Source organism: Haloimpatiens massiliensis, from assembly GCF_900184255.1.
Lineage (GTDB): Bacteria > Bacillota > Clostridia > Clostridiales > Clostridiaceae > Haloimpatiens > Haloimpatiens massiliensis.
On record NZ_LT854640.1, the window covers coordinates 1,703,802 to 1,723,063 of the forward strand.

Sequence of the window (19,262 nt, forward strand, 5' to 3'; positions counted from 1 at the left end):
ATATTATACTTGATACAATGATGTCATAGCAAAGCTAAATATGAATTAGGAGGGAGTATTATGGAGAATATGAAATTTTGTCAGAGTTGTGGAATGCCTATGGGAGAAAATCAGCAGCTATATGGGACAAATAAGGATGGAAGTGAAAATACTGATTACTGTGTGTACTGTTTTAAGGACGGAGAATTTACAGCCAATGTAAGCATGGAAGAAATGATTGAGTTTTGCGTTCCTCATATGGTAGCTGGTAATGAGGGAATGACAGAAGAAATTGCAAGACAAAAGATGAAAGAATTCTTCCCAATGCTAAGGCGCTGGCAAACTAAATAAGAACTTTTCCTAGAATATATTGACAAAATATATAATATTGTATAATATGAATAATATATATGCCTATAAGGTGCAGGAGGAATATCTTATGAATATAATCCATGTACCAGCTATGAATATAGGGATTTGCTTCGCATAGAGACCATAAGTGAAAAGGTGATGCTTTATTCGGAGCTAAATGTTTGTATGTCACCGCTGGAAAAGTAGAACAAAAAATATGATAGAAGTTATAGTTATTTAAAATTAGCTTTGTTAAAAGTTTTTTTGTTGTGCAAAAATTTCAGCGAGGATGTATGTGTTAAGGAGATTTTATAGTATTTAACTATTTGTATAAAGAAATTAAAACATGAGTTTCTTTTTACTTAGTTTTTAACTAGTGAAAATTTTGCCACGGATAAAGTATCGTTATCCGTGGCTTTTATTATGAAGTTTAGCTGGTGTGGGCATCAAATAAATTTTTAATTAAAGACCATGGGTATTTTAAATACTGATGGTCTTTTTCTATGCCTAAAATAGAAAATAGCAAGTAAAATATGGCCTTGTTTAATCAAACAAGGGGTAATTAAAAGGAGGAGTTAAAATGAGTTTACTCACACTAGAAAATATTTGTAAAGAATACAGAAATCAAAATTTATTAAAAGGGGTATCTTTAAGAATTGCAAGGGGAGAAAGAGTGGCATTAGTGGGACCTAATGGATCGGGGAAAAGTACTTTGATTAAAATAGCTTTAGGTATTGAGAAGGCTGATAATGGAAAAGTAATTAAATCAAAGACAACTAGGGTAGGATATCTATCTCAAGACATGATAGAATTGAATGATATTAAAGAAGATACAGCCCTGTGTGTACAAGAAGTAATAGCTTTAGAAGAAAAACTTAAAGAATTAGAAACAGCTATGCTAGAGTTGCAGGATACTAAGGATAAAAAAAGGTATGAAGCTATTTTGAAAAAATATTCTAATACTTTAAATAAATTTGAAGCTATGGATGGATACGTTATAGAAAATAAAATTATGAAGATACTTTTAGGATTAGGACTAAAGAAACAGGTGTTGAAACTTCCTATAAGCAAACTCAGTGGCGGGGAAAAGATGAGGGTTATTCTTGCTAGAATATTAATTAATGAGCCAGACCTTATTATATTAGATGAGCCTACCAACCACTTAGATATTAAAACCATTGAATGGTTAGAGGGTTTTTTAAAGAAATTTAATGGGGGAGTACTAATGGTATCCCATGACAGATATTTTTTAGATGAGGCTGCCACAAGAATTGCTGAACTTAATAATGGTACTATTTGTGAGAGAAGTTGCAGTTATAGTAAATTTATTGAAGAAAAGCAGCGAATGAGGGAATATTACAGATGGGAACAAAAAGGATTAGAACTTAAAGTAAAAAGGGAAAAAAAGATTATAGAAGAACTTAAATCTCACAGAAAAATTACAGCTTTTAAAAGTAGAGAAAAAAGACTTGATGCTTTTATAGAAGAAAGAAAAATGCAACAAGAAAATTTAAAATATTATAATCATTTAAAGAAGGATAATAGGCCTAAGATAGAATTTAAAGATGTAGATCACGCAAGTCATCATATTGCTTGGACAATAAATTTAAATAAATCCTTTGGAAATTTGACTCTTATAAAAGATGGTAATTTCAATATATATGGAGGAGAGTCAGTGGGAATTATAGGGGACAATGGTTGTGGAAAAACTACTCTTTTAAATATTTTATTAGGGAAAGATAGAGATTTCAAAGGTGAAGCAGCTATAGGTTCTTGGGTTAAGTATAGCTATTTAGGTCAAGAGGTTAATTTTGAAAATGAAGATTTATCAATTTTACAAGAAATTATGAGTGTAAAGGAAATGAATGAAAAAGAAGCTAGACTTTATTTAAATAAATTTCAATTTTATGGAGATGAAGTTAATAAAATTTTGAGGGTTTTAAGTGGAGGAGAGAAAGTTAGACTTCATTTTGCCAAGATGATTCTTCAAAATCCTCATTGCCTTATTATGGATGAACCTACAAATCACTTGGATTTAGAAGCTAGAGAATCTATAGAAGAAGCTCTTAAAGAATACAAAGGAACTGTAGTTGCAGTTTCTCACGACAGATATTTTTTAAATAAATCCATAAATAAGATTATTGAAATTAGCGATGGAAATATATCTACTTTTTATGGAAATTATGATTCATATAAAGTGGAGAAGAAAAAAATTCAAGAAGGAAAGCAGAGTAAAAAGAACAATATTAAAAATTTAAAAGTTAAGGAGCCGAAAAAGTCCAATGGAACTAAGGAAAAAAATCTAAATAAAAACAAAGAAGAAAATTATAAGGAAATAGAAAATAAAATAATTTATTTGGAAGCTGAAATTAAAGCTTTAGAAGAAAGTTTTAATGAAAACACTGAATATAAAGTATACACAAAATATGAAAGAATGACAAAAGAAGTAGAGCGGTTGTACGAAATGTTAGTATAATGTATTTTAAATCTTTAATATTGATGCTATAATTGGTTATATAGTTAAATTTTACCGAAAGAGGATTAGTGATAAATAGAATCAATATCTTAGTAAGTAATATTAATTAGAAAGATTATTTGATGATTGGTAGTAAGGGGTATTTATGGGGGATTTTTGTATTTCTAATTTAGTTGTTTTTTTAATACTAATTGTTATTTGGGTAATTTACAGAATAGTAGTAGTAAAAAGAAAAAAATTAAACCTAAAAAGGGAGATTGCTTTAAATGTATTTTGGGTTTATTTCTTGGCAGTTGTATATTTTACGTTTCTTAGGGGTGGTGGTTTGTTCGTATCTTTAAATAATTCGAGATATATGAATTTGATTCCTTTAAAAGAGACAGCTATTATGTTTAAGCAAAATGTTGGAATTAAAATCCCATTATATAATGTTATAGGAAATATATTATTATTTGTACCACTTGGATTTTTTATTCCAATGCTTTTTAAAAAATGTAATAATGTTAAGAAAGTTTTACTTTATGGATTTACTGCATCCTTATCTATAGAAGTTCTTCAATATTTTACAGCTATGACTTTCTCAGATATTGATGATGTGATTTTTAACACTCTAGGGACATTACTGGGATTAATGTGCTACAGAATTTTTGTTAGTATTATAAGGAAAGTAAAACTAGAAAATTTTTTAATAAATTTACAGGATAGAGAAAATAGTAATTTAATAAAATTAGCAATAAAACCTCTTGGAACTATGTTTATATGCTGCTTAATATTAACATTTTCAATAATATATCTAAATACCTATTCAGAAAAATTGACTAATGAAGAGTTATCAGTAAAGGCTTTTGCTGATAGTGGTAACAGTAAATTTGTTTCCTTTAAAGAATTTGATAAATATAAATTTTTCTTGCAAGATGAAGGGGATTATGTTCATTTATGTGTCATGGAAAAAGTTTTAAATAATAGATATAAAATAAGTGAGCAGAAACAGGGTAATGAGCTTAATGGTGATAATGATAAATCTGGTTATGGAGTAACGATTCTTGAAAATCATAATAAAAAAGAATTGACGGCTGTGGTGTATGGAAAAAACAATAATTCAGATAGCATTTCAATAAATTTATATGGCAGAGAGTATAAGGAAAAGTTAAAGTCTAAGAAATTTTTTATAATAGTATATCCACACTATGAAAAATTCCGTGAGAATACAGATATATATAAGATTTATGGAGATGAAGAAAGTCAGGATTTGAAAATAAAATTTATTGATAAGGATGGAAATATCAATAGTGATATGAAGCATTGTAGATAATTATATTTGTAAATAAAACCCAATAGCTAATAAAATATTCAACTTTCGCAGTTATAAAGTAGAAATTAAAAATTGAAGAATAAAACTCCAGAACAATAAAACTCTATTAGGAGTTTTTGATAAAATATAGAATTATTTATATATTTTGTAGCTTAGAAATTATGTGTGAAGGTTAGTATAGTTTAGTATGTTATAATAAGATAAATTACTGATTTGATTGGGGGACGATACCATGTATTTCAATGAAAAAGGAAAAGCAAATACTGAAAAATGTGTAGAACTTGCAATTAAGGAAGCAAGAAATAGACATATAAAGCATATTGTTGTAGCTACTAATAGTGGATATACGGGCAAGCTATTTAAGGAAGCTAAAGATTTAAACATTGTTTGTGTTACTCATTCTTATGGTTCTAAAAAGCCTGGGGAAAATATTATACTTGGTGAAACAGTAGAAAAGCTTAAGAGTTTAGGGATTAAGGTGCTAACAACTACTCATGTGCTAAGTGGTGCAGAAAGAGGCATAAGTAAAAAATTTGGTGGAGTAAGTCCTGTGGAGATTATGGCTCATACTTTAAGAATGTTTGGACAAGGAACCAAAGTTTGTGTAGAAGTAAGTGTTATGGCTTTAGATGCGGGATTTATACCTTACGGAGAGGAAATAATTGCGGTTGGAGGAAGTGCAGAGGGCGCTGATACTGCTGTGGTTATAAGTCCAGCTCATGCAAATAACATATTGGATACTAAGATAAATGAGATAATATGTAAACCTAAAAATTTCTAGAGAAGTATGTTTATAAAAATTTGATAAAAACAAGAATACTAAATATGTTTTTATGATTTATATTTTTAAAACATTATTTATGAACTAGTAGACTATATTGTTGAATAGATAATTTTATTCAATAATATAGTCTATTTTAATTATTTAACAATGTTCATTTATAAATTATTCAACCAATTTGTAATAAAATTTTAAATAGCTATTTAAGAATATTTGATTTTTACATAATTTTTTAAAAATTTTTAAAAAAAATATTGACATGAAAACGTATTAAATATATTATAATGTTATAACATTATAATATTTGATTAATAAATAATAGAATTTGTTTAATACTAAAATTAATTGGAATTAAAATTAAAAGGGAGGGTGAACAGTGAAAAATATTATTCTTGTAAGTCATGGAACTATGGCTAAAGGTGTATATCAGGCAGTTAATATGATTTATGGAGATCTTAAAAATATTAAATTCTTATGTTTAGAAGAAAATATGGGAATTGATCTGTTTAGAAAAAATTTAGATAAACTTATGGATGGCGTAAAGGATTCTGATGAAATTATTGTACTTGCAGATTTAAAAGGAGGTTCACCTTACACATCAGCGTTAACATTATTATCAGAAAAAGGCTTGATTGGAAAATCAAAAATAGTATCAGGGTTAAATTTACCTATGATTTTATCAGCTTTATTCTTTGATGATGAACTAGGTGATGATGGCGTAGATGAAATTATGAAGTCCGCTAAAGAAGGTATCATAAAATTTGAAATGGAAGAAAGTGAAAATGAAGATTTATAGGAGGAATAAACTATGGCAATTAGCTTTATAAGAATAGATGATAGAATAATTCACGGTCAGGTAGTTACAAGATGGGCAATGGAAAATCCTTGTGATGGAATAATAGCTGTAAATGATGCAGCAGCAAATAATCCTGTTTTAAAAACTGCATTAAAGGCAGCATCGGGAAAAAAGACACTCATATTTACTCTAGAACAATTTCTAAATAAAATGGATGAAGCTGTGAGAAGTGAAAAGAAATATTTTTTAATTACTAAGGATCCAATAACTATGGCAAAAATTCTTGTGGAAAATAATATGGAAAATAATATTAAAACAATAAATGTAGGTCCTCAAAGTGCTCGTGAAGGAACTGTAAACATAAATAACAATGCAGACATAACTAAGGAAGAGATAGATGCTTATGAAAAAATGTTTAGCAAAGGATACGAAATAGATTTTAGACTTGTACCAGATGCTAAAAGTGTTTTATGGAGTAACGTAAGAAAAAAATTTTTATAATAAATTAAGGAGGAGTTTATATGGAAGTAAATGTTATCCAAGTTTTATTAATTTCAGTTTTGGCTTACTTAGGCTCACTTTCAGTTCCTTGGTTCTTTGGGTTAACTGGTGGATGGTATGTACTTAGTAGACCTATTGTTTCTGGACTTTTAATTGGTGCTATTTTAGGTGATGTGACTACAGGAGTTCTTGTAGGTGTGGCAGTTCAGGTTGTTTATATCGCTCTTGTAACGCCAGGTGGACAAATGCCTCAAGATTTAAATGCAGCAGCTTATATAGGAGTTGCATTAGGAGTAATGTCCGTTAAAGGTGGAGCAACAGTTGGCTCAGCAGTGGCTATAGCAACTGCAGTAGGAGCAGTTGGAACAATATTCTTTAATTTTATGATGTTTATAAATTCTTATTGGAATCATAAAGCCATAGCTTGTGTAGAAAAAGGCGATATGAGAGGATTAAAATTTAATCATTATATAGGACCACAGATAACAAACTTCTTCTTACGTGTAATTCCAACATTTATAGTGGTTTATTATGGGGCATCTATAGCAAAAAACATAATTACTTTCTTCCCAACTACATCATTTACAATGCGTATGCTAACAGCATTAGGTGGAATGTTACCAGCTGTAGGGGTTGCTATACTTTTAAGACAGGTAACTAAAAAAGACTTCGAATTAATATACTTCTTATTTGGTTTTGTTCTAATTGCTTCATTAAATATAAACATGATTTCATTAGCTATAATAGGAGCATTCTTTGCAATATTAAACTTTAAGTATATGGCTAAACCTGCAGTAGCAGCAGTTAATAATTCTTCAGATGAAGAGGAGGAGTTATAATATGGGGGAAAAGAGAAAAAAATTGGATAAAGCTACCCTAAGAAAATCATGGAGTTCATGGTATTTTGGAAACTTAAGTTCTATGTCATTTGAATGGTTAGAATCTTTTGGATTTGCTGTATCAATGATTCCAGTAATAAAAAAATTATATGGTGATAATAAGGAAGAAGAGAAAAAAGCTCTAAAAAGACATTCAAGTTTTTATAATACAGAACCTCAATTAGGATCTGTAATAAATGGTATAGTATGTGGATTGGAAGAAGAAAGAGCTAATGGTACGGACATTGATGATGAGGTTATAAATGGTATAAAGATTGGACTTATGGGACCGTTAGCAGGTATTGGAGATGCTATGATACCTGGTATGTATATACCTCTTCTTATTTCAATAGCTATGGGACTTGCACAAGGTGGAAATCCAATGGGACCTATATTTTATATAGTAACATATTTGACAACAGTTACTGCACTTAGTTATTTTGTTTTCATGAAAGGCTATAAATTAGGTACAAAATCTGTTGATTTAATAGTAGGTGAAGCAGCACAGCGTGCTCGTGAAGGTTTTAATTTACTAGGGTCTATAGTAGTTGGTGGTGTTGCAGCTTCATATGTAAATGTAGCCACTTCATTAAAGTTTCCAACAGGTGGAGGTAAAGAAATAATTGTTATGGATGTTTTAAATGGTATATTTCCAAAACTTCTTCCATTAATTTTGGTTATATTATGTTGGTTCCTAATGTCAAAGAAGAAAATGTCTCCACTAAAAGTTATGGGTATTTTAATTGTACTTGCAGCCATAGGAGTAGCAACTAAATTCTTCTAATATAAGATAAATAAAGATGTTGAATGTATAAATAACTAAGTTTTAAATTTTAAAATATATACCGAAATTGAGATATAAATTCTCAATTTCGGTAATTTAAAAAAGTACAAAAGGTGGCAGTATCAATAACAACTATGAAAAAGTATATATTAAATGTGATTAAGGAGTATAAAAGCCTATGATTAATTTTGGAGTAAAATCTAAAAGTACAAAGAGTCATACGAGACAAATAATTGATATTTTTATATACAAAAAAGCATTAGATGAAAATAACAGTATTTTTTATGATGATATAGATTTAAATATTTTAGATGGAGAAAAGAAGTACTTAATACAAAATCTCATAGAGGATGATTTTATAATAGTAAAATATGATAAAAGTATGTGGTTTAATAAAGAAAAGTGGAATAACGCGGTTAATGATCTTACAAAAAAGTATTTAATTATATTAATAGCACCAATAGTTATTACAACAATAATACTTTTGATTATACAAAAAAATTTTTAATATGGAGGGATTTCAATGGAGTTTTTTCCAGGTTTTAAAATAAAACCAATTTATAATCCTTTTGGCTTTATATATGGATGTGGCGTTTTTGGTCCAGAAGTAGAAAATAGAAAATTAGATGACATTAGGGGAAGTTTAATGGAACCTAACTGTAGTGGACCTGACATAGTTTATTCTATAGCTATGGATGTGGGTAAAGAAAAAGATAAAGAAAAAATGGTAGAAAGAAATTTACTTTTTGGTGTAGTAACATATGCTGCAGGAAAATTAGGAAAAGAACCAGTAAGATCACAGGGACATATACACTCTGTGTCAAAATCTTGTAAAAGCTCAACACCAGAGGTGTATGAAATATGGAACGGAGAAGCAATTATTTATATGCAGGAAAGCGCTAAAGATAATCCAGGTAGGTGTTTTGCTGTTTTGGCAAAGCCAGGGGATGTAGTTATAGTTCCGCCTTATTATGCGCATTATACAGTAAGTGTACATTCAGAGATTCCACTAACTTTTGGAGCATGGTGTGTTAGAGATTACGGATTTGATTATGAAGAAATACGAAATCATAATGGGCTTGCTTATTTTCCGGTGTTTGATGAAGAGGGAAATATTCAGTGGATACATAATGACACTTATGAAGAAACAAGTTTAAGTGTAAAAAATTCAAGAGTATATAACGAGTTTTGTATAGAAAAAGATATTCCTATTTATACTCAATTTGAAAATAATCCAGATAAATTTTTATTTGTGTCTAATCCAGAAATAGCAAAGGATAAGTGGAAAAATTTCAATCCTTAACAATACTTAAAATTTCATTTATTTAGGAGATATCTTTAGTTATTTAAAATATAAATAAAAGTAATTAAATATAGTAAAATGTACTTATGAAAAGGAAGTGAGTACATTTGAAAAATAATAATTATAAACCAAATGAAGCTGTAGAGTTAATTAATGTATCAGTTAGAACATTACAAAGATGGGATAACGAAGGAATATTAAAAGCATTTAGAACACCAACAAATAGAAGATAGTATACTTATGAGCAATACAAAGAAAATATAAGAAAAAGATAAAGGAAGATGAAGAAGTTGAAAAAAGCATACAAAATAGAAATTAAACCAACAGAAGAACAGATGACTAAAATTCATCAAACTATTGGTGTAAGTAGGTTTATATACAATTTTTATATTGCTCATAATAAAAAAGTTTACGAAAAAGAGAAAAAATTTATTAGTGGTATGGATTTTTCTAAATGGCTTAATAACAAATATATTCCTAATCATCCTGACAAAGCTTGGATTAAAAAAGTGTCTTCCAAAGCTACTAAACAAGCCATTATGAATGGAGAAAAAGCATTTAAGAAATTCTTTAAAGGGGAAAGCGGCTTTCCTAAATTTAAGAAAAAGAAAAATCAAGATGTTAAAGCTTACTTTCCAAAGAACAATAAAACAGATTGGACTATTGAAAGACATAGAGTTAAAGTACCAACTTTAGGTTGGATTAGATTAAAAGAATTTGGATACATTCCAGTTAACTCCATAGTTAAAAGTGGTACAGTAAGTCAAAAAGCAGATAGATATTTTGTTTCAATTTTAGTTGAAGAAGCTATTAATTTAAACAATAAACCTTATTCAGAAGGAATAGGCGTAGACCTTGGACTAAAGAATTTTGCAATTTGTAATAATGGCTTAACTAAAAAGAATATTAACAAAACTAAAACAGTTAAAAAAGCAGAAAAGAAACTAAAACGTGAGCAAAGAAAACTTTCAAGGAAATATGAAAGTTTAAAATTAAGAAATAAAAAAGAGAAAGGAGAAGCTACTCGTCAAAATATCCAAAAACAAATAGTCAAGGTACAAAAACTTCATCAAAGACTTACAAATATAAGAACTGATTATATAAATAAAACAGTAAATGAGTTAATAAAACAAAAACCAAGTTTTATCCGATGACTACCTGCCGTAATACTCCCACTTCTAACAAAGTGGGAGATAACGGCAGCTACGTCCCTGGATAACGCTCTCTAACCTTCAGATGGAGTAAAAACTTCATCTGAAGCTAAGAGTTCTGTTTATAACTATTGAAGATTTAAATGTAAGTGGAATGATGAAGAATAGGCATTTAGCAAAGGTAATTGCTGGGCAAAAATTTTATGAATTTAGAACTAAACTTATTTCAAAAGCTAAACAAAATGGCATTGAGATAAGAGTAGTTGATAGATTCTATCCAAGTAGTAAAATGTGTAGCTGTTGTGGAGCATATAAGAAAGATTTAAAACTATCTGATAGAGTTTACAAATGCAGTTGTGGGCTTTCTATTGATAGAGATTTAAATGCTTCAATCAATTTAGCCAATGCTAAAGAATATAAGATAGCTTAATTAAACAAGCACTTATATGTGTACCCAAGGCTATTTGGGGAATTAACGACTGTGGAGTGCTATACAAACTGTAGTAGCTTAGGCAAGGCAGAGTACGTTGAAGCAGTAAGAATCTCAATATGGATACATTTGACCATATTTTGAGTAGCAGGCTTTTTATGCAAAAGTTATTAGGTAAATTTAGAAAATGTATTAATGATTTTAAACTCATAGATGAAGGTGACAACATATGTGTAGGAATTTCAGGAGGAAAAGATAGCTTAACCTTATTAAAACTTCTTAAGTCCTATCAAAGATTTTCCCCAGAAAAGTTTAATTTAATTGCTGTAACTTTAGATACAGGTACAGGATGTGATTTTCAAAAGGTTGTAGATCTTTGCAAAGATATAGATGTTCCTTATCATATAATTAAAACTGATATAAACGAAATTGTATTTAATATAAGAAAAGAAAAAAACCCCTGTTCCCTATGCTCCAAGCTACGACATGGTTCATTAAATGACAATGCAAAAATTCTTGGATGTAATAAGGTAGCCTTAGGTCATAATGAAAATGACGCTATAGAGACTCTTCTCATGTCAATGTTGTATGAAGGAAGAGTTCACTGTTTCTCTCCTAAAACTTATTTAAGTAGAATGGATATAACTCTAATAAGACCAATGCTTTATATCAACGAAGAAGAAATTAAAAGTTTAGCTCAACGACATGAATTTCCTATAGTTAAAAATCCATGCCCTGCTAATGGCTATACTAAACGTGAATATATGAAAAACTTAATAAATAATTTAGAAATGGATATTCCCTCAGTAAAAGACAGACTTTTAAGTTGTCTAACTAACGAAGAGCAACTTAGTATATGGCATAAAGAAAAATAACCCTAATTATCATCCCCTTTTAATATTTTAATTTTAATATTTTAACTTTTATATACATATAAATTAAATATAAGGGGGGTGCTTGCATTGAAAAAAGTAAAGGTTCATTATAATGATAAATTAGCTTATCATAAAATTGCTTATTTTTTAAAGGATTATATCAATGATGATTCTTTAATCGTGTGTATAGGTACGGATAGATGTATTGGTGATTGTTTAGGTCCATTGGTAGGTACTTATCTTAAAGAAACCAATTTTCCTCTTCCAGTGTACGGAACAGTATCAGATCCTATACACGCTTTAAATTTACAGGATAACTTGGAGAAAATAAAATATTTACATCCAAATGCAAATATTATAGGTATAGATGCATGTCTCGGAGAAAATAATTGCATTGGAGAATTACAAATTCGCGACTACCCCATACATCCTGGTAAAGGAGTAGGTAAAACTCTTCCTGAAGTTGGAAGTATATCCATAATAGGAATAGTAGATACCAACTCTTCTAATGAGATTTTTACCAACAGAAACATTAGATTTAATCTTGTAATGAATATGGCTAAAATAATTAAGAACGCATTAATACATGGTTATTATCTTTATCTCGAAGACTTTTCTCATAATAATTAAAGTGAATTTGAATATCTATATACAGCGGACTAATTCTAAAAATATTTAAATATTATTTCATTATAAAAATATAAAATGCATGAGAATACGTATATCTCATGCATTTAAACGTTCCTAATCTACTAAAGTTATATCCGTACTATGGTAAGTAGCATCTAACTTATCTAAATAATCTAACATTTTTCCAGTACCTATAGCTACACAGGATACAGCCTCATCAGCAATATACACTGGAACTTTAGTTATGCTTTCAATTAGCTTGTCTAGCCCATTAAGCAACGCTCCTCCACCTGTCATAACTATGCCTTTATCTGCTATATCTGCTGCTAATTCTGGTGGTGTTCTTTCTAAAACTGAATGAGCACATTCCGCTATAGCACCTACAGCCTCAATTAGAGCTTCTCTCATTTCATTTGAAGATACATTTATATTTTTAGGAAGCCCTGTTATTAAATCTCTTCCTCTTATCTCCATGGAACATACTTCTTCTCTTTCATAAGCACTGCCAATATTAATTTTCAAATCCTCTGCAGTTCTTTCACCTATCATAAGCTTATGTTTTTTTCTTATATACTTAATTATTGCTTCGTCAAAAGTATCTCCAGCTACTTTTATAGATGATCTAACTACCATTCCACCTAAAGAAATAACAGCTATGTCAGTAGTTCCTCCACCTATATCTATTACCATATTTCCACTAGCTTTAGTAATGTCTAGCCCAGCTCCTATAGCTGCTGCTAAAGGTTCCTCTATTAAAAATACTTTTTTTGCACGTGCATTCATGGCTGCGTCTCTGACAGCCCTCTTTTCTACTTCCGTAGCTTGACACGGTACACATACTACTACTCTCGGTGCAGCCATTTTCTTTCGACCACAAGCCTTTTTAATAAAATGTTTTAACATTTTTTCTGTTATATCGTAATCTGATATAACTCCATCTTTTAACGGACGTATAGCTACAATATTCCCTGGAGTCCTTCCAATCATCTGTCTAGCTTCTTCACCTACAGCTAAAACTCTATTATTTACTCTGTCAATTGCCACTACTGATGGTTCTTTTAATATTACTCCTTTACCCTTAATATAAACAAGTACTGTTGCAGTACCTAAATCTATACCTAAATCCGTACCTATACTAAAAAACATTCCTTATTTCACTCCACTTCTGCACTTTTGTATACTATTTAACATTTAACATAGATATATTCTACATTATATGTTAAAATCCTTCAATATTATAAGGAATGTTTAAATATTAAAAGATTTTAATATTTAACTCCCTATTGCCTTATACTTCATCTTAGTAGCTTTTCCACCTCTTATATGCCTTTCAGCTTTATTTAAATCTAATATATTTTTAGCTTCCCTTGCAATTTGAGGATTTAGTTTCGGCAATCTTTCTGTCATATCCTTGTGTATAGTACTTTTACTAACTCCAAAAGCTTTAGCTGTTTTGCGTATAGTAGATTTTGAACTAATGATATATTCTGCCACTTCCATTACTCTTTCCTCAATGTAATCTTTCAAACCCAACTGCAACCTCCTTATTCCTTATATATTAATAAATATGCATTATTTCCTAGATTAATTACCTTATAACCTTTATTTATCTAACATTCAGCAGGAATAATTTCCCGCTGAATGTTACAAATTTAGTACTTTATATATTTAGCTGGATTTATTTTGTCATTTCCTTTTAAAATCTCAAAGTGAAGATTACTTTTATATTTTTCATTAAAAGAAATTAAGCTTGTATTTCCAACTTCGCCTATTTTTTCACCTTGTTTTACCTTTTGACCCTTTTTAACAGAAATTTTTTCTGATAAATTTGCATAAACTGACTTCAAACCATTTTGGTGATCTATAACTACTTGTTTTCCGTAACTATCTTTATTATCTCCAACTTCTACTACAACGCCATCACTAACTGCAACTACCTTTTTACCTAATTCAGCTTTTATATCCATACCAAAATTAGGTCTGTATGTGCCTAATGATTCCCAGTAAACAGGAATTTCTGAGTATTCTCTCCCAATAACCCCCTCTACTGGTTTTATCATTTTATTATTTGCTGCATTGCCAGATACTTTTACTTCTTCATTTTTTTCTTTTTTTACTTGTTTAGTTTGATGTTTGTTATTTTTTACTTCTAGGGAATTTTCATAATTTTTTTGTTCTCTTAATGAATCATCTATCAATGTAATCTCGGGATTTTTCACATTGTCTGTTGCATTTTGTGATTGCACTTTAGCATTTTCTGCTTGCTGTTTTTTAGCTACTTTATTATTCCTAGAAGTTATAGCTGCCACTGTAGCAACAACACATAGGCAAACAAACAATATTACATATAATGCCTCCTTTCTTGATTTTTTTGATGATCTTCCATTATTTTTGTCATTCAACATATTCCCACCTCCATTTTCTAGTTTGTCCAGTATATAGAAAAAAATACATGTATTTTTATATTTTTTTATTTAATTTCAAAAATAAATAGAGTGTGATATTCTCAAATCACTTCCATAGTAATTGGAAATTCCTCAAGAATATTACACTCTATCACCCTTATTAGTTATAAATTCAACTTTTAGACAAATAAAATCATCGTACAACTTGTTCTATTTTTTCTATTTCAGTATTTTTATAATAATGTTTTAATATCTCTTTATATTTTTTATTATTTTTTGCCATAACATTAGCACCCCATTGACTCATACCTACCCCATGACCATATCCATTACACTCTATCCTCACATACTGTGGTAAAAAACTTATGTTAAAATTTGCAGAATTTAAATTTAACGCCGTTCTAAATTGTGGACCAGTTGCATTTACGTTACCTACTTTTATTGTTTTTACACTCCCGCCTTCAGTTCTTTTTATTACCTTAACTTGAGTTTTTACACTAGAAGAAGATACTTTTGCCTTTGGAAAATTACTATTGATGGCATTTGCAAAATCATTATATTTAATATCTTTAGAAGATTTATATTTAGGCGCAACTTCTTCTCCAGGACTAGAAACACTTTTTAAATATGGTAAACTATTTGAAAAAACCTCCTGTGAATTTTCAGTTTTTCCACTACTGGTAGAAAAATAAAATGGAGACGATATTAATTTTCCGTTATAAGTAATAACTTCTCCTGAGGTTTCATTTACAGCCTGTACTATTTTTTTCCAAAGCTCATCTCTCTGTTTTTTAGGCCAAGAGCTTAATCTACTTTCTTTAGACTTATATACTTGACAATGTACTGTATCACATAAATCAGCTCCTTTTCCATTTTTGCATCCACCCCCACCAAACTTTTTCATATGAGCTATAGTATATGTCCTAGCAGCTACTGCTTGAGCCTTCAAAGCTTCTATATGAAAACTAGCTGGCATTTCTCCAGAAACAACTCCTAATACATACTCTTCTAAATCTATTTCCTTTACTTTATTTTCACTAGTTATATATACCTTAACTTTCTCTGTTTTTCCATTAAATTTATATTTAACCACTGATGTAGGATCGTCCTTAAAATTCTTTACATTTTCCTCTACCTTAGCATTATTTTTTTCATAATTAATCCCCACAAAAACTATAGAAAATAATATTGTAGAAAGCATACCTATAATTATTAATGAAGACATAGCTTTAAAATAAGAGCTTATTCCTCTATAATTTCTCTTAATAACACTATTTTTGATACCTTCTCCTATTTTCATACCAATCGCTCCCTTCGTTAAACCAAACTGTTACCTTTTGTTTATCAAGTGAATTCAAAAATTTTATTTTATATATTCAACTTTTGCAGTTATAAAATTATATTTATTTTTACTCCATCAGTAATAATATATTAAGAAGCTTTATATTTTATTACTAATGAGTTATCCCATGATTAATACTCTAATACTTTACATTTTCTATAATATATTTAAACTACAATTTATAGTTAAGAAAAAGCTCCTTTAAGAGTTTTTAATAAAATATAAATAAAAAAATTGCATAGCAAATTCAACCTTCATTTTAAATGTAAACTTTAAAGCTTTATATCTCTTTATTCTTCTAATATGAAACTTAAAAATCGTGTGTAAAAATTCAGTAAATTAAATGATAGTAAAAAAAATAAGCTACTTTTTTAAGTAACTTATTTTTTCTTATTTTTACATAGTTATATTCTCGTTATATTTGCACCTATTTTTTTAAATTTTTCTTGTATATTTACATATCCTCTGTCTATATGATAAATATCTCCAATTAAAGTATAACCATCTGCTACTAAAGCTGCTAATATTAAAGAAGCACCTGCTCTTAAATCTGTAGCTTTAACTTCTGCTCCTGTTAGCTTTTCCACCCCTTCTACTACAGCTGACCTTCCGTCCAATTTTATGTTTGCACCCATCCTTTTTAATTCAGCTGCATGCATAAATCTATTTTCAAATATAGTTTCTGTTATAATGCTAGTACCCTTGACTGTAGACAATAAAGCCATCATTTGTGCCTGCATATCTGTTGGGAAACCTGGATATGGCATAGTTTTTATATCCACAGGATTTAAAATTCTATTACCATCAATAATGACACTCTCATCTAATAAATCTATGCCCACATTCATCTCTGTTAATTTTGCAATTATTGGTTTTACGTGCTCATGATTTACATTATTTATCTTTAATTTACTTCTTGTTATGGCTGCAGCTGTCATAAAAGTTCCTGCTTCTATCCTGTCATAGATAGGTTTATATTTTGTTTTTTTAAGTTCTTTTACCCCTATTATCCTAAGTTTGTCTGTGCCAGCACCTATTATGTTCGCACCCATACTATTTAAGAAATTAGCTAAATCAACTATTTCTGGTTCTTCAGCTGAATTTTCTATTACGGTTTCTCCGTCTGCTAGTGCTGCTGCCATCATTAAATTTTCAGTGGCACCTACAGATGGAAAATCTAAATATATATTATTACCCTTGAGTCTTTTAGCTTTGGCTTCTACATATCCATGTCCTACATCTATTTGCGCCCCTAGCGCAGTTAATCCTTTTAAATGCAAATCAATAGGTCTTGTTCCTATATTGCATCCTCCTGGAAGAGATATTTTAAATTCACCAAATCTTGCTACCATAGGACCCATAACTAAAAAAGATGCTCTCATTTTCCTAACTAATTCTGAAGATGGCTGAAACAATTCCAAATTAGAGTTATCAATACTTATAGTATTTTCTTTTTCATTTACTTCTATAGATGAATTTAATCCTTTTAATAATTCACATATAACAAATACATCTTCTAACATTGGTGCATTTTCTATAATACATTTTTCACAACATAATATACTGGCTGCTATTATGGGAAGAATGGCATTCTTAGCAGAACTTATATTAACTTCACCACTTAACTTACTACCACCATAAATTATTATATTTTCCATATTATCCCCCATTTCTTTTCCTAATAATCCAATATTATTTGCGGAGTTCCTATAATTAAATAATTCCTAAAACCATATTTGCAAACTGAATAATTAAAATCTACTAAATCACCATTAACCAAAATAGGATCATACTTTCCAGTATAGCAACAAGTGCTGTATCCATTGTTTATCTTTATAGTTTTTAAATTGCTAACATTATATTCTTTAACTATTTTATTTACTTGCTCATTAACTACAGATAAATTTTCACTGCTCACTTCTGCTTTTAAATAACAAAACACCTTATTTTCAGCATTAATTTCCACTTTTTTTATTGAATTCTGCACTTTCTTCTTTAGTTTTTCACAATTATTTTCTTCACTTTTGTATGTAATGTTTATAGTTATTATCTGTTGTCCATTATAATTTCTACTTTGAACGTATCCCTTAATACTTTTATCATTAAATTCTAAACAATATAATTCTGTACTAACTATTTCCTTATAATTTATTTTAGGTTCTATATTTTTTAATATAGTTTTACAAACTTCCTTAGAATTCTTTTTAGTTGTAAATGAAGTTATTAATCCATACTCCTGCACCTGAGCATTAGTTTTATATATAATTTCATTAAGCAACTCTGTATTACTTTTGCTTTCACAAAAATAAGTATTAGTTATACCTAAAGCTAAAATAATTGTTATAAAAAATAATATATTAATTCTTATAATATTTTTTTTATTCTTCATTTTAACCCCCTGCCCTTCTTTTCAAATTATTGACAAAAAACAAAAAAATTATTCAATAATTCAAAAGATTTATTACTATTTCCTTTTCAAAATAAATTCATGGAAATCTCTAAGAAAATATTTATTAGCGATAATTCTGTTCCTCAATGTGAACAGATGTGGGAGTTCACTGTTGGCTTTAGGAATATATTAATAATATATATATTAATCACTTAAAGTGTGATTAATTGTATTTATAATTTATAAAAATCTATTTTAGGTACATGAGAATAAATAACAAGTCAAAGATGCTGGTATCTTTTGTGTCACACAAGGAAGCAGGTTCTGCCGCTAGTAGAACTATCGATGGGTTCTGCTGACGCAGTATGACGCAAAACAGACTATCATACTGACTTGTTATTTATTTGAATGTGCCTTAAAGCATATATAAATAAAAAAAACTTCTGTGTATTACCACAAAAGTTTTTTTATTTATATATGCTTTAATTTTAATCTAACCAATGCTCTTGCTAAAGCCATTTGTGCTCTCTTAATATCTGTATTTTCTTCTTTTTTAGCAAGTCTTTCCTCAGCTCTCTTTTTTGCCGCTTCCGCTCTATTAAAATCTATATTTTCAGGCCATTCACAAGCATCACATATAATCTTAACTTTATTATTTTCCACTTCTAACATGCCACTAGATGTAAACGCCTTAAATTCCTTACCTTTTTCATCTTTAAAAACAGTAATTGTAGGCTTTAAAAGAGCTATTATAGGTAAACGACCTGGAAGTATTCCCATATGTCCACTTAAAGTTTCTACATCTATTTCTTTTACATTTCCATTATAAAACTCCTTTTCAGGAGTAATTATAAGTAGATTTAAAACACCTTCCATTTA

Annotated in this window: 20 protein-coding genes and 2 pseudogenes; 15 read left to right on the forward strand and 7 right to left on the reverse strand. The window is 29.2% G+C overall.

What is annotated here, in order from left to right; all coding sequences use genetic code 11:
• Nucleotides 1-69: 69 nt before the first annotated feature.
• The 15 genes and pseudogenes from C1715_RS16275 to yyaC all read left to right on the forward strand — a co-directional run bounded on the left by C1715_RS16275 (nucleotide 70) and on the right by yyaC (nucleotide 12,247).
• On the forward strand, nucleotides 70-330 hold the full coding sequence (locus C1715_RS16275; protein ID WP_479724091.1) for a zinc ribbon domain-containing protein: 261 nt from the start codon (nucleotides 70-72) through the stop codon (nucleotides 328-330).
• A 580-nt stretch (nucleotides 331-910) separates the two neighbouring features.
• Nucleotides 911-2,806, forward strand: coding sequence for an ABC-F family ATP-binding cassette domain-containing protein (locus C1715_RS16280; protein WP_102401423.1), 1,896 nt, complete (start codon nucleotides 911-913; stop codon nucleotides 2,804-2,806).
• Between the two features lie 145 nt (nucleotides 2,807-2,951).
• Nucleotides 2,952-4,118, forward strand: coding sequence for a VanZ family protein (locus tag C1715_RS16285; protein ID WP_102401424.1), 1,167 nt, complete (start codon nucleotides 2,952-2,954; stop codon nucleotides 4,116-4,118).
• A gap of 232 nt (nucleotides 4,119-4,350) precedes the next feature.
• Nucleotides 4,351-4,899: a pyruvate kinase alpha/beta domain-containing protein gene (locus C1715_RS16290; RefSeq protein WP_102401425.1), complete on the forward strand. Its 549-nt coding sequence runs from the start codon at nucleotides 4,351-4,353 to the stop codon at nucleotides 4,897-4,899.
• 376 nt (nucleotides 4,900-5,275) lie between these two features.
• Nucleotides 5,276-5,695: a PTS sugar transporter subunit IIA gene (locus C1715_RS16295; RefSeq protein WP_102401426.1), complete on the forward strand. Its 420-nt coding sequence runs from the start codon at nucleotides 5,276-5,278 to the stop codon at nucleotides 5,693-5,695.
• A gap of 12 nt (nucleotides 5,696-5,707) precedes the next feature.
• A complete protein-coding gene (locus tag C1715_RS16300) occupies nucleotides 5,708-6,196 on the forward strand; it encodes a PTS sugar transporter subunit IIB (protein ID WP_102401427.1) in 489 nt (162 codons plus the stop codon).
• Nucleotides 6,197-6,216: 20 nt separating this feature from the next.
• Nucleotides 6,217-7,035, forward strand: a complete 819-nt coding sequence (locus tag C1715_RS16305; protein ID WP_102401428.1) for a PTS mannose/fructose/sorbose/N-acetylgalactosamine transporter subunit IIC — start codon at nucleotides 6,217-6,219, stop codon at nucleotides 7,033-7,035.
• Between the two features lies 1 nt (nucleotide 7,036).
• Nucleotides 7,037-7,858: a PTS system mannose/fructose/sorbose family transporter subunit IID gene (locus C1715_RS16310; RefSeq protein WP_102401429.1), complete on the forward strand. Its 822-nt coding sequence runs from the start codon at nucleotides 7,037-7,039 to the stop codon at nucleotides 7,856-7,858.
• A gap of 178 nt (nucleotides 7,859-8,036) precedes the next feature.
• A complete protein-coding gene (locus C1715_RS16315) occupies nucleotides 8,037-8,366 on the forward strand; it encodes a hypothetical protein (RefSeq protein WP_102401430.1) in 330 nt (109 codons plus the stop codon).
• A 15-nt stretch (nucleotides 8,367-8,381) separates the two neighbouring features.
• On the forward strand, nucleotides 8,382-9,161 hold the full coding sequence (locus tag C1715_RS16320) for a glucose-6-phosphate isomerase family protein (protein WP_102401431.1): 780 nt from the start codon (nucleotides 8,382-8,384) through the stop codon (nucleotides 9,159-9,161).
• A 107-nt stretch (nucleotides 9,162-9,268) separates the two neighbouring features.
• Nucleotides 9,269-9,394: a MerR family DNA-binding transcriptional regulator gene (locus tag C1715_RS16325; RefSeq protein ID WP_479724087.1), complete on the forward strand. Its 126-nt coding sequence runs from the start codon at nucleotides 9,269-9,271 to the stop codon at nucleotides 9,392-9,394.
• A 57-nt stretch (nucleotides 9,395-9,451) separates the two neighbouring features.
• Nucleotides 9,452-10,300, forward strand: a pseudogene (locus tag C1715_RS16330) (RNA-guided endonuclease InsQ/TnpB family protein); the annotation flags it as partial.
• 133 nt (nucleotides 10,301-10,433) lie between these two features.
• Nucleotides 10,434-10,742 (forward strand): annotated as a pseudogene (locus tag C1715_RS20115) (RNA-guided endonuclease InsQ/TnpB family protein); the annotation flags it as partial.
• A 158-nt stretch (nucleotides 10,743-10,900) separates the two neighbouring features.
• Nucleotides 10,901-11,617: a tRNA 2-thiocytidine biosynthesis TtcA family protein gene (locus C1715_RS16340; protein ID WP_102401432.1), complete on the forward strand. Its 717-nt coding sequence runs from the start codon at nucleotides 10,901-10,903 to the stop codon at nucleotides 11,615-11,617.
• 87 nt (nucleotides 11,618-11,704) lie between these two features.
• A complete protein-coding gene (gene yyaC, locus C1715_RS16345) occupies nucleotides 11,705-12,247 on the forward strand; it encodes a spore protease YyaC (protein ID WP_102401433.1) in 543 nt (180 codons plus the stop codon).
• A 114-nt stretch (nucleotides 12,248-12,361) separates the two neighbouring features.
• On the opposite strand, the gene mreB is transcribed toward yyaC, so the two are convergent.
• The 7 genes from mreB to C1715_RS16380 form a co-directional block, all read right to left on the reverse strand.
• Entirely contained in the window at nucleotides 12,362-13,393 is a 1,032-nt protein-coding gene (gene mreB, locus C1715_RS16350; RefSeq protein ID WP_102401434.1) for a rod shape-determining protein, read from the reverse strand.
• Nucleotides 13,394-13,519: 126 nt separating this feature from the next.
• The gene (spoIIID, locus tag C1715_RS16355; protein WP_035294661.1) at nucleotides 13,520-13,774 is read right to left on the reverse strand and encodes a sporulation transcriptional regulator SpoIIID; all 255 of its coding nucleotides are present in this window, start codon (nucleotides 13,772-13,774) and stop codon (nucleotides 13,520-13,522) included.
• Nucleotides 13,775-13,899: 125 nt separating this feature from the next.
• A complete protein-coding gene (locus tag C1715_RS16360; RefSeq protein WP_102401435.1) occupies nucleotides 13,900-14,652 on the reverse strand; it encodes a M23 family metallopeptidase in 753 nt (250 codons plus the stop codon).
• A 193-nt stretch (nucleotides 14,653-14,845) separates the two neighbouring features.
• Nucleotides 14,846-15,952 (reverse strand): stage II sporulation protein D, encoded by a 1,107-nt coding sequence (gene spoIID / locus C1715_RS16365; RefSeq protein ID WP_242971983.1) that lies wholly within the window; start codon nucleotides 15,950-15,952, stop codon nucleotides 14,846-14,848.
• A gap of 446 nt (nucleotides 15,953-16,398) precedes the next feature.
• Nucleotides 16,399-17,652 (reverse strand): UDP-N-acetylglucosamine 1-carboxyvinyltransferase, encoded by a 1,254-nt coding sequence (murA, locus tag C1715_RS16370; RefSeq protein ID WP_102401436.1) that lies wholly within the window; start codon nucleotides 17,650-17,652, stop codon nucleotides 16,399-16,401.
• A gap of 20 nt (nucleotides 17,653-17,672) precedes the next feature.
• Nucleotides 17,673-18,383: a hypothetical protein gene (locus C1715_RS16375; protein ID WP_102401437.1), complete on the reverse strand. Its 711-nt coding sequence runs from the start codon at nucleotides 18,381-18,383 to the stop codon at nucleotides 17,673-17,675.
• A 471-nt stretch (nucleotides 18,384-18,854) separates the two neighbouring features.
• On the reverse strand, nucleotides 18,855-19,259 hold the full coding sequence (locus C1715_RS16380; RefSeq protein WP_102401438.1) for a F0F1 ATP synthase subunit epsilon: 405 nt from the start codon (nucleotides 19,257-19,259) through the stop codon (nucleotides 18,855-18,857).
• Between the last annotated feature and the right edge of the window lie 3 nt (nucleotides 19,260-19,262).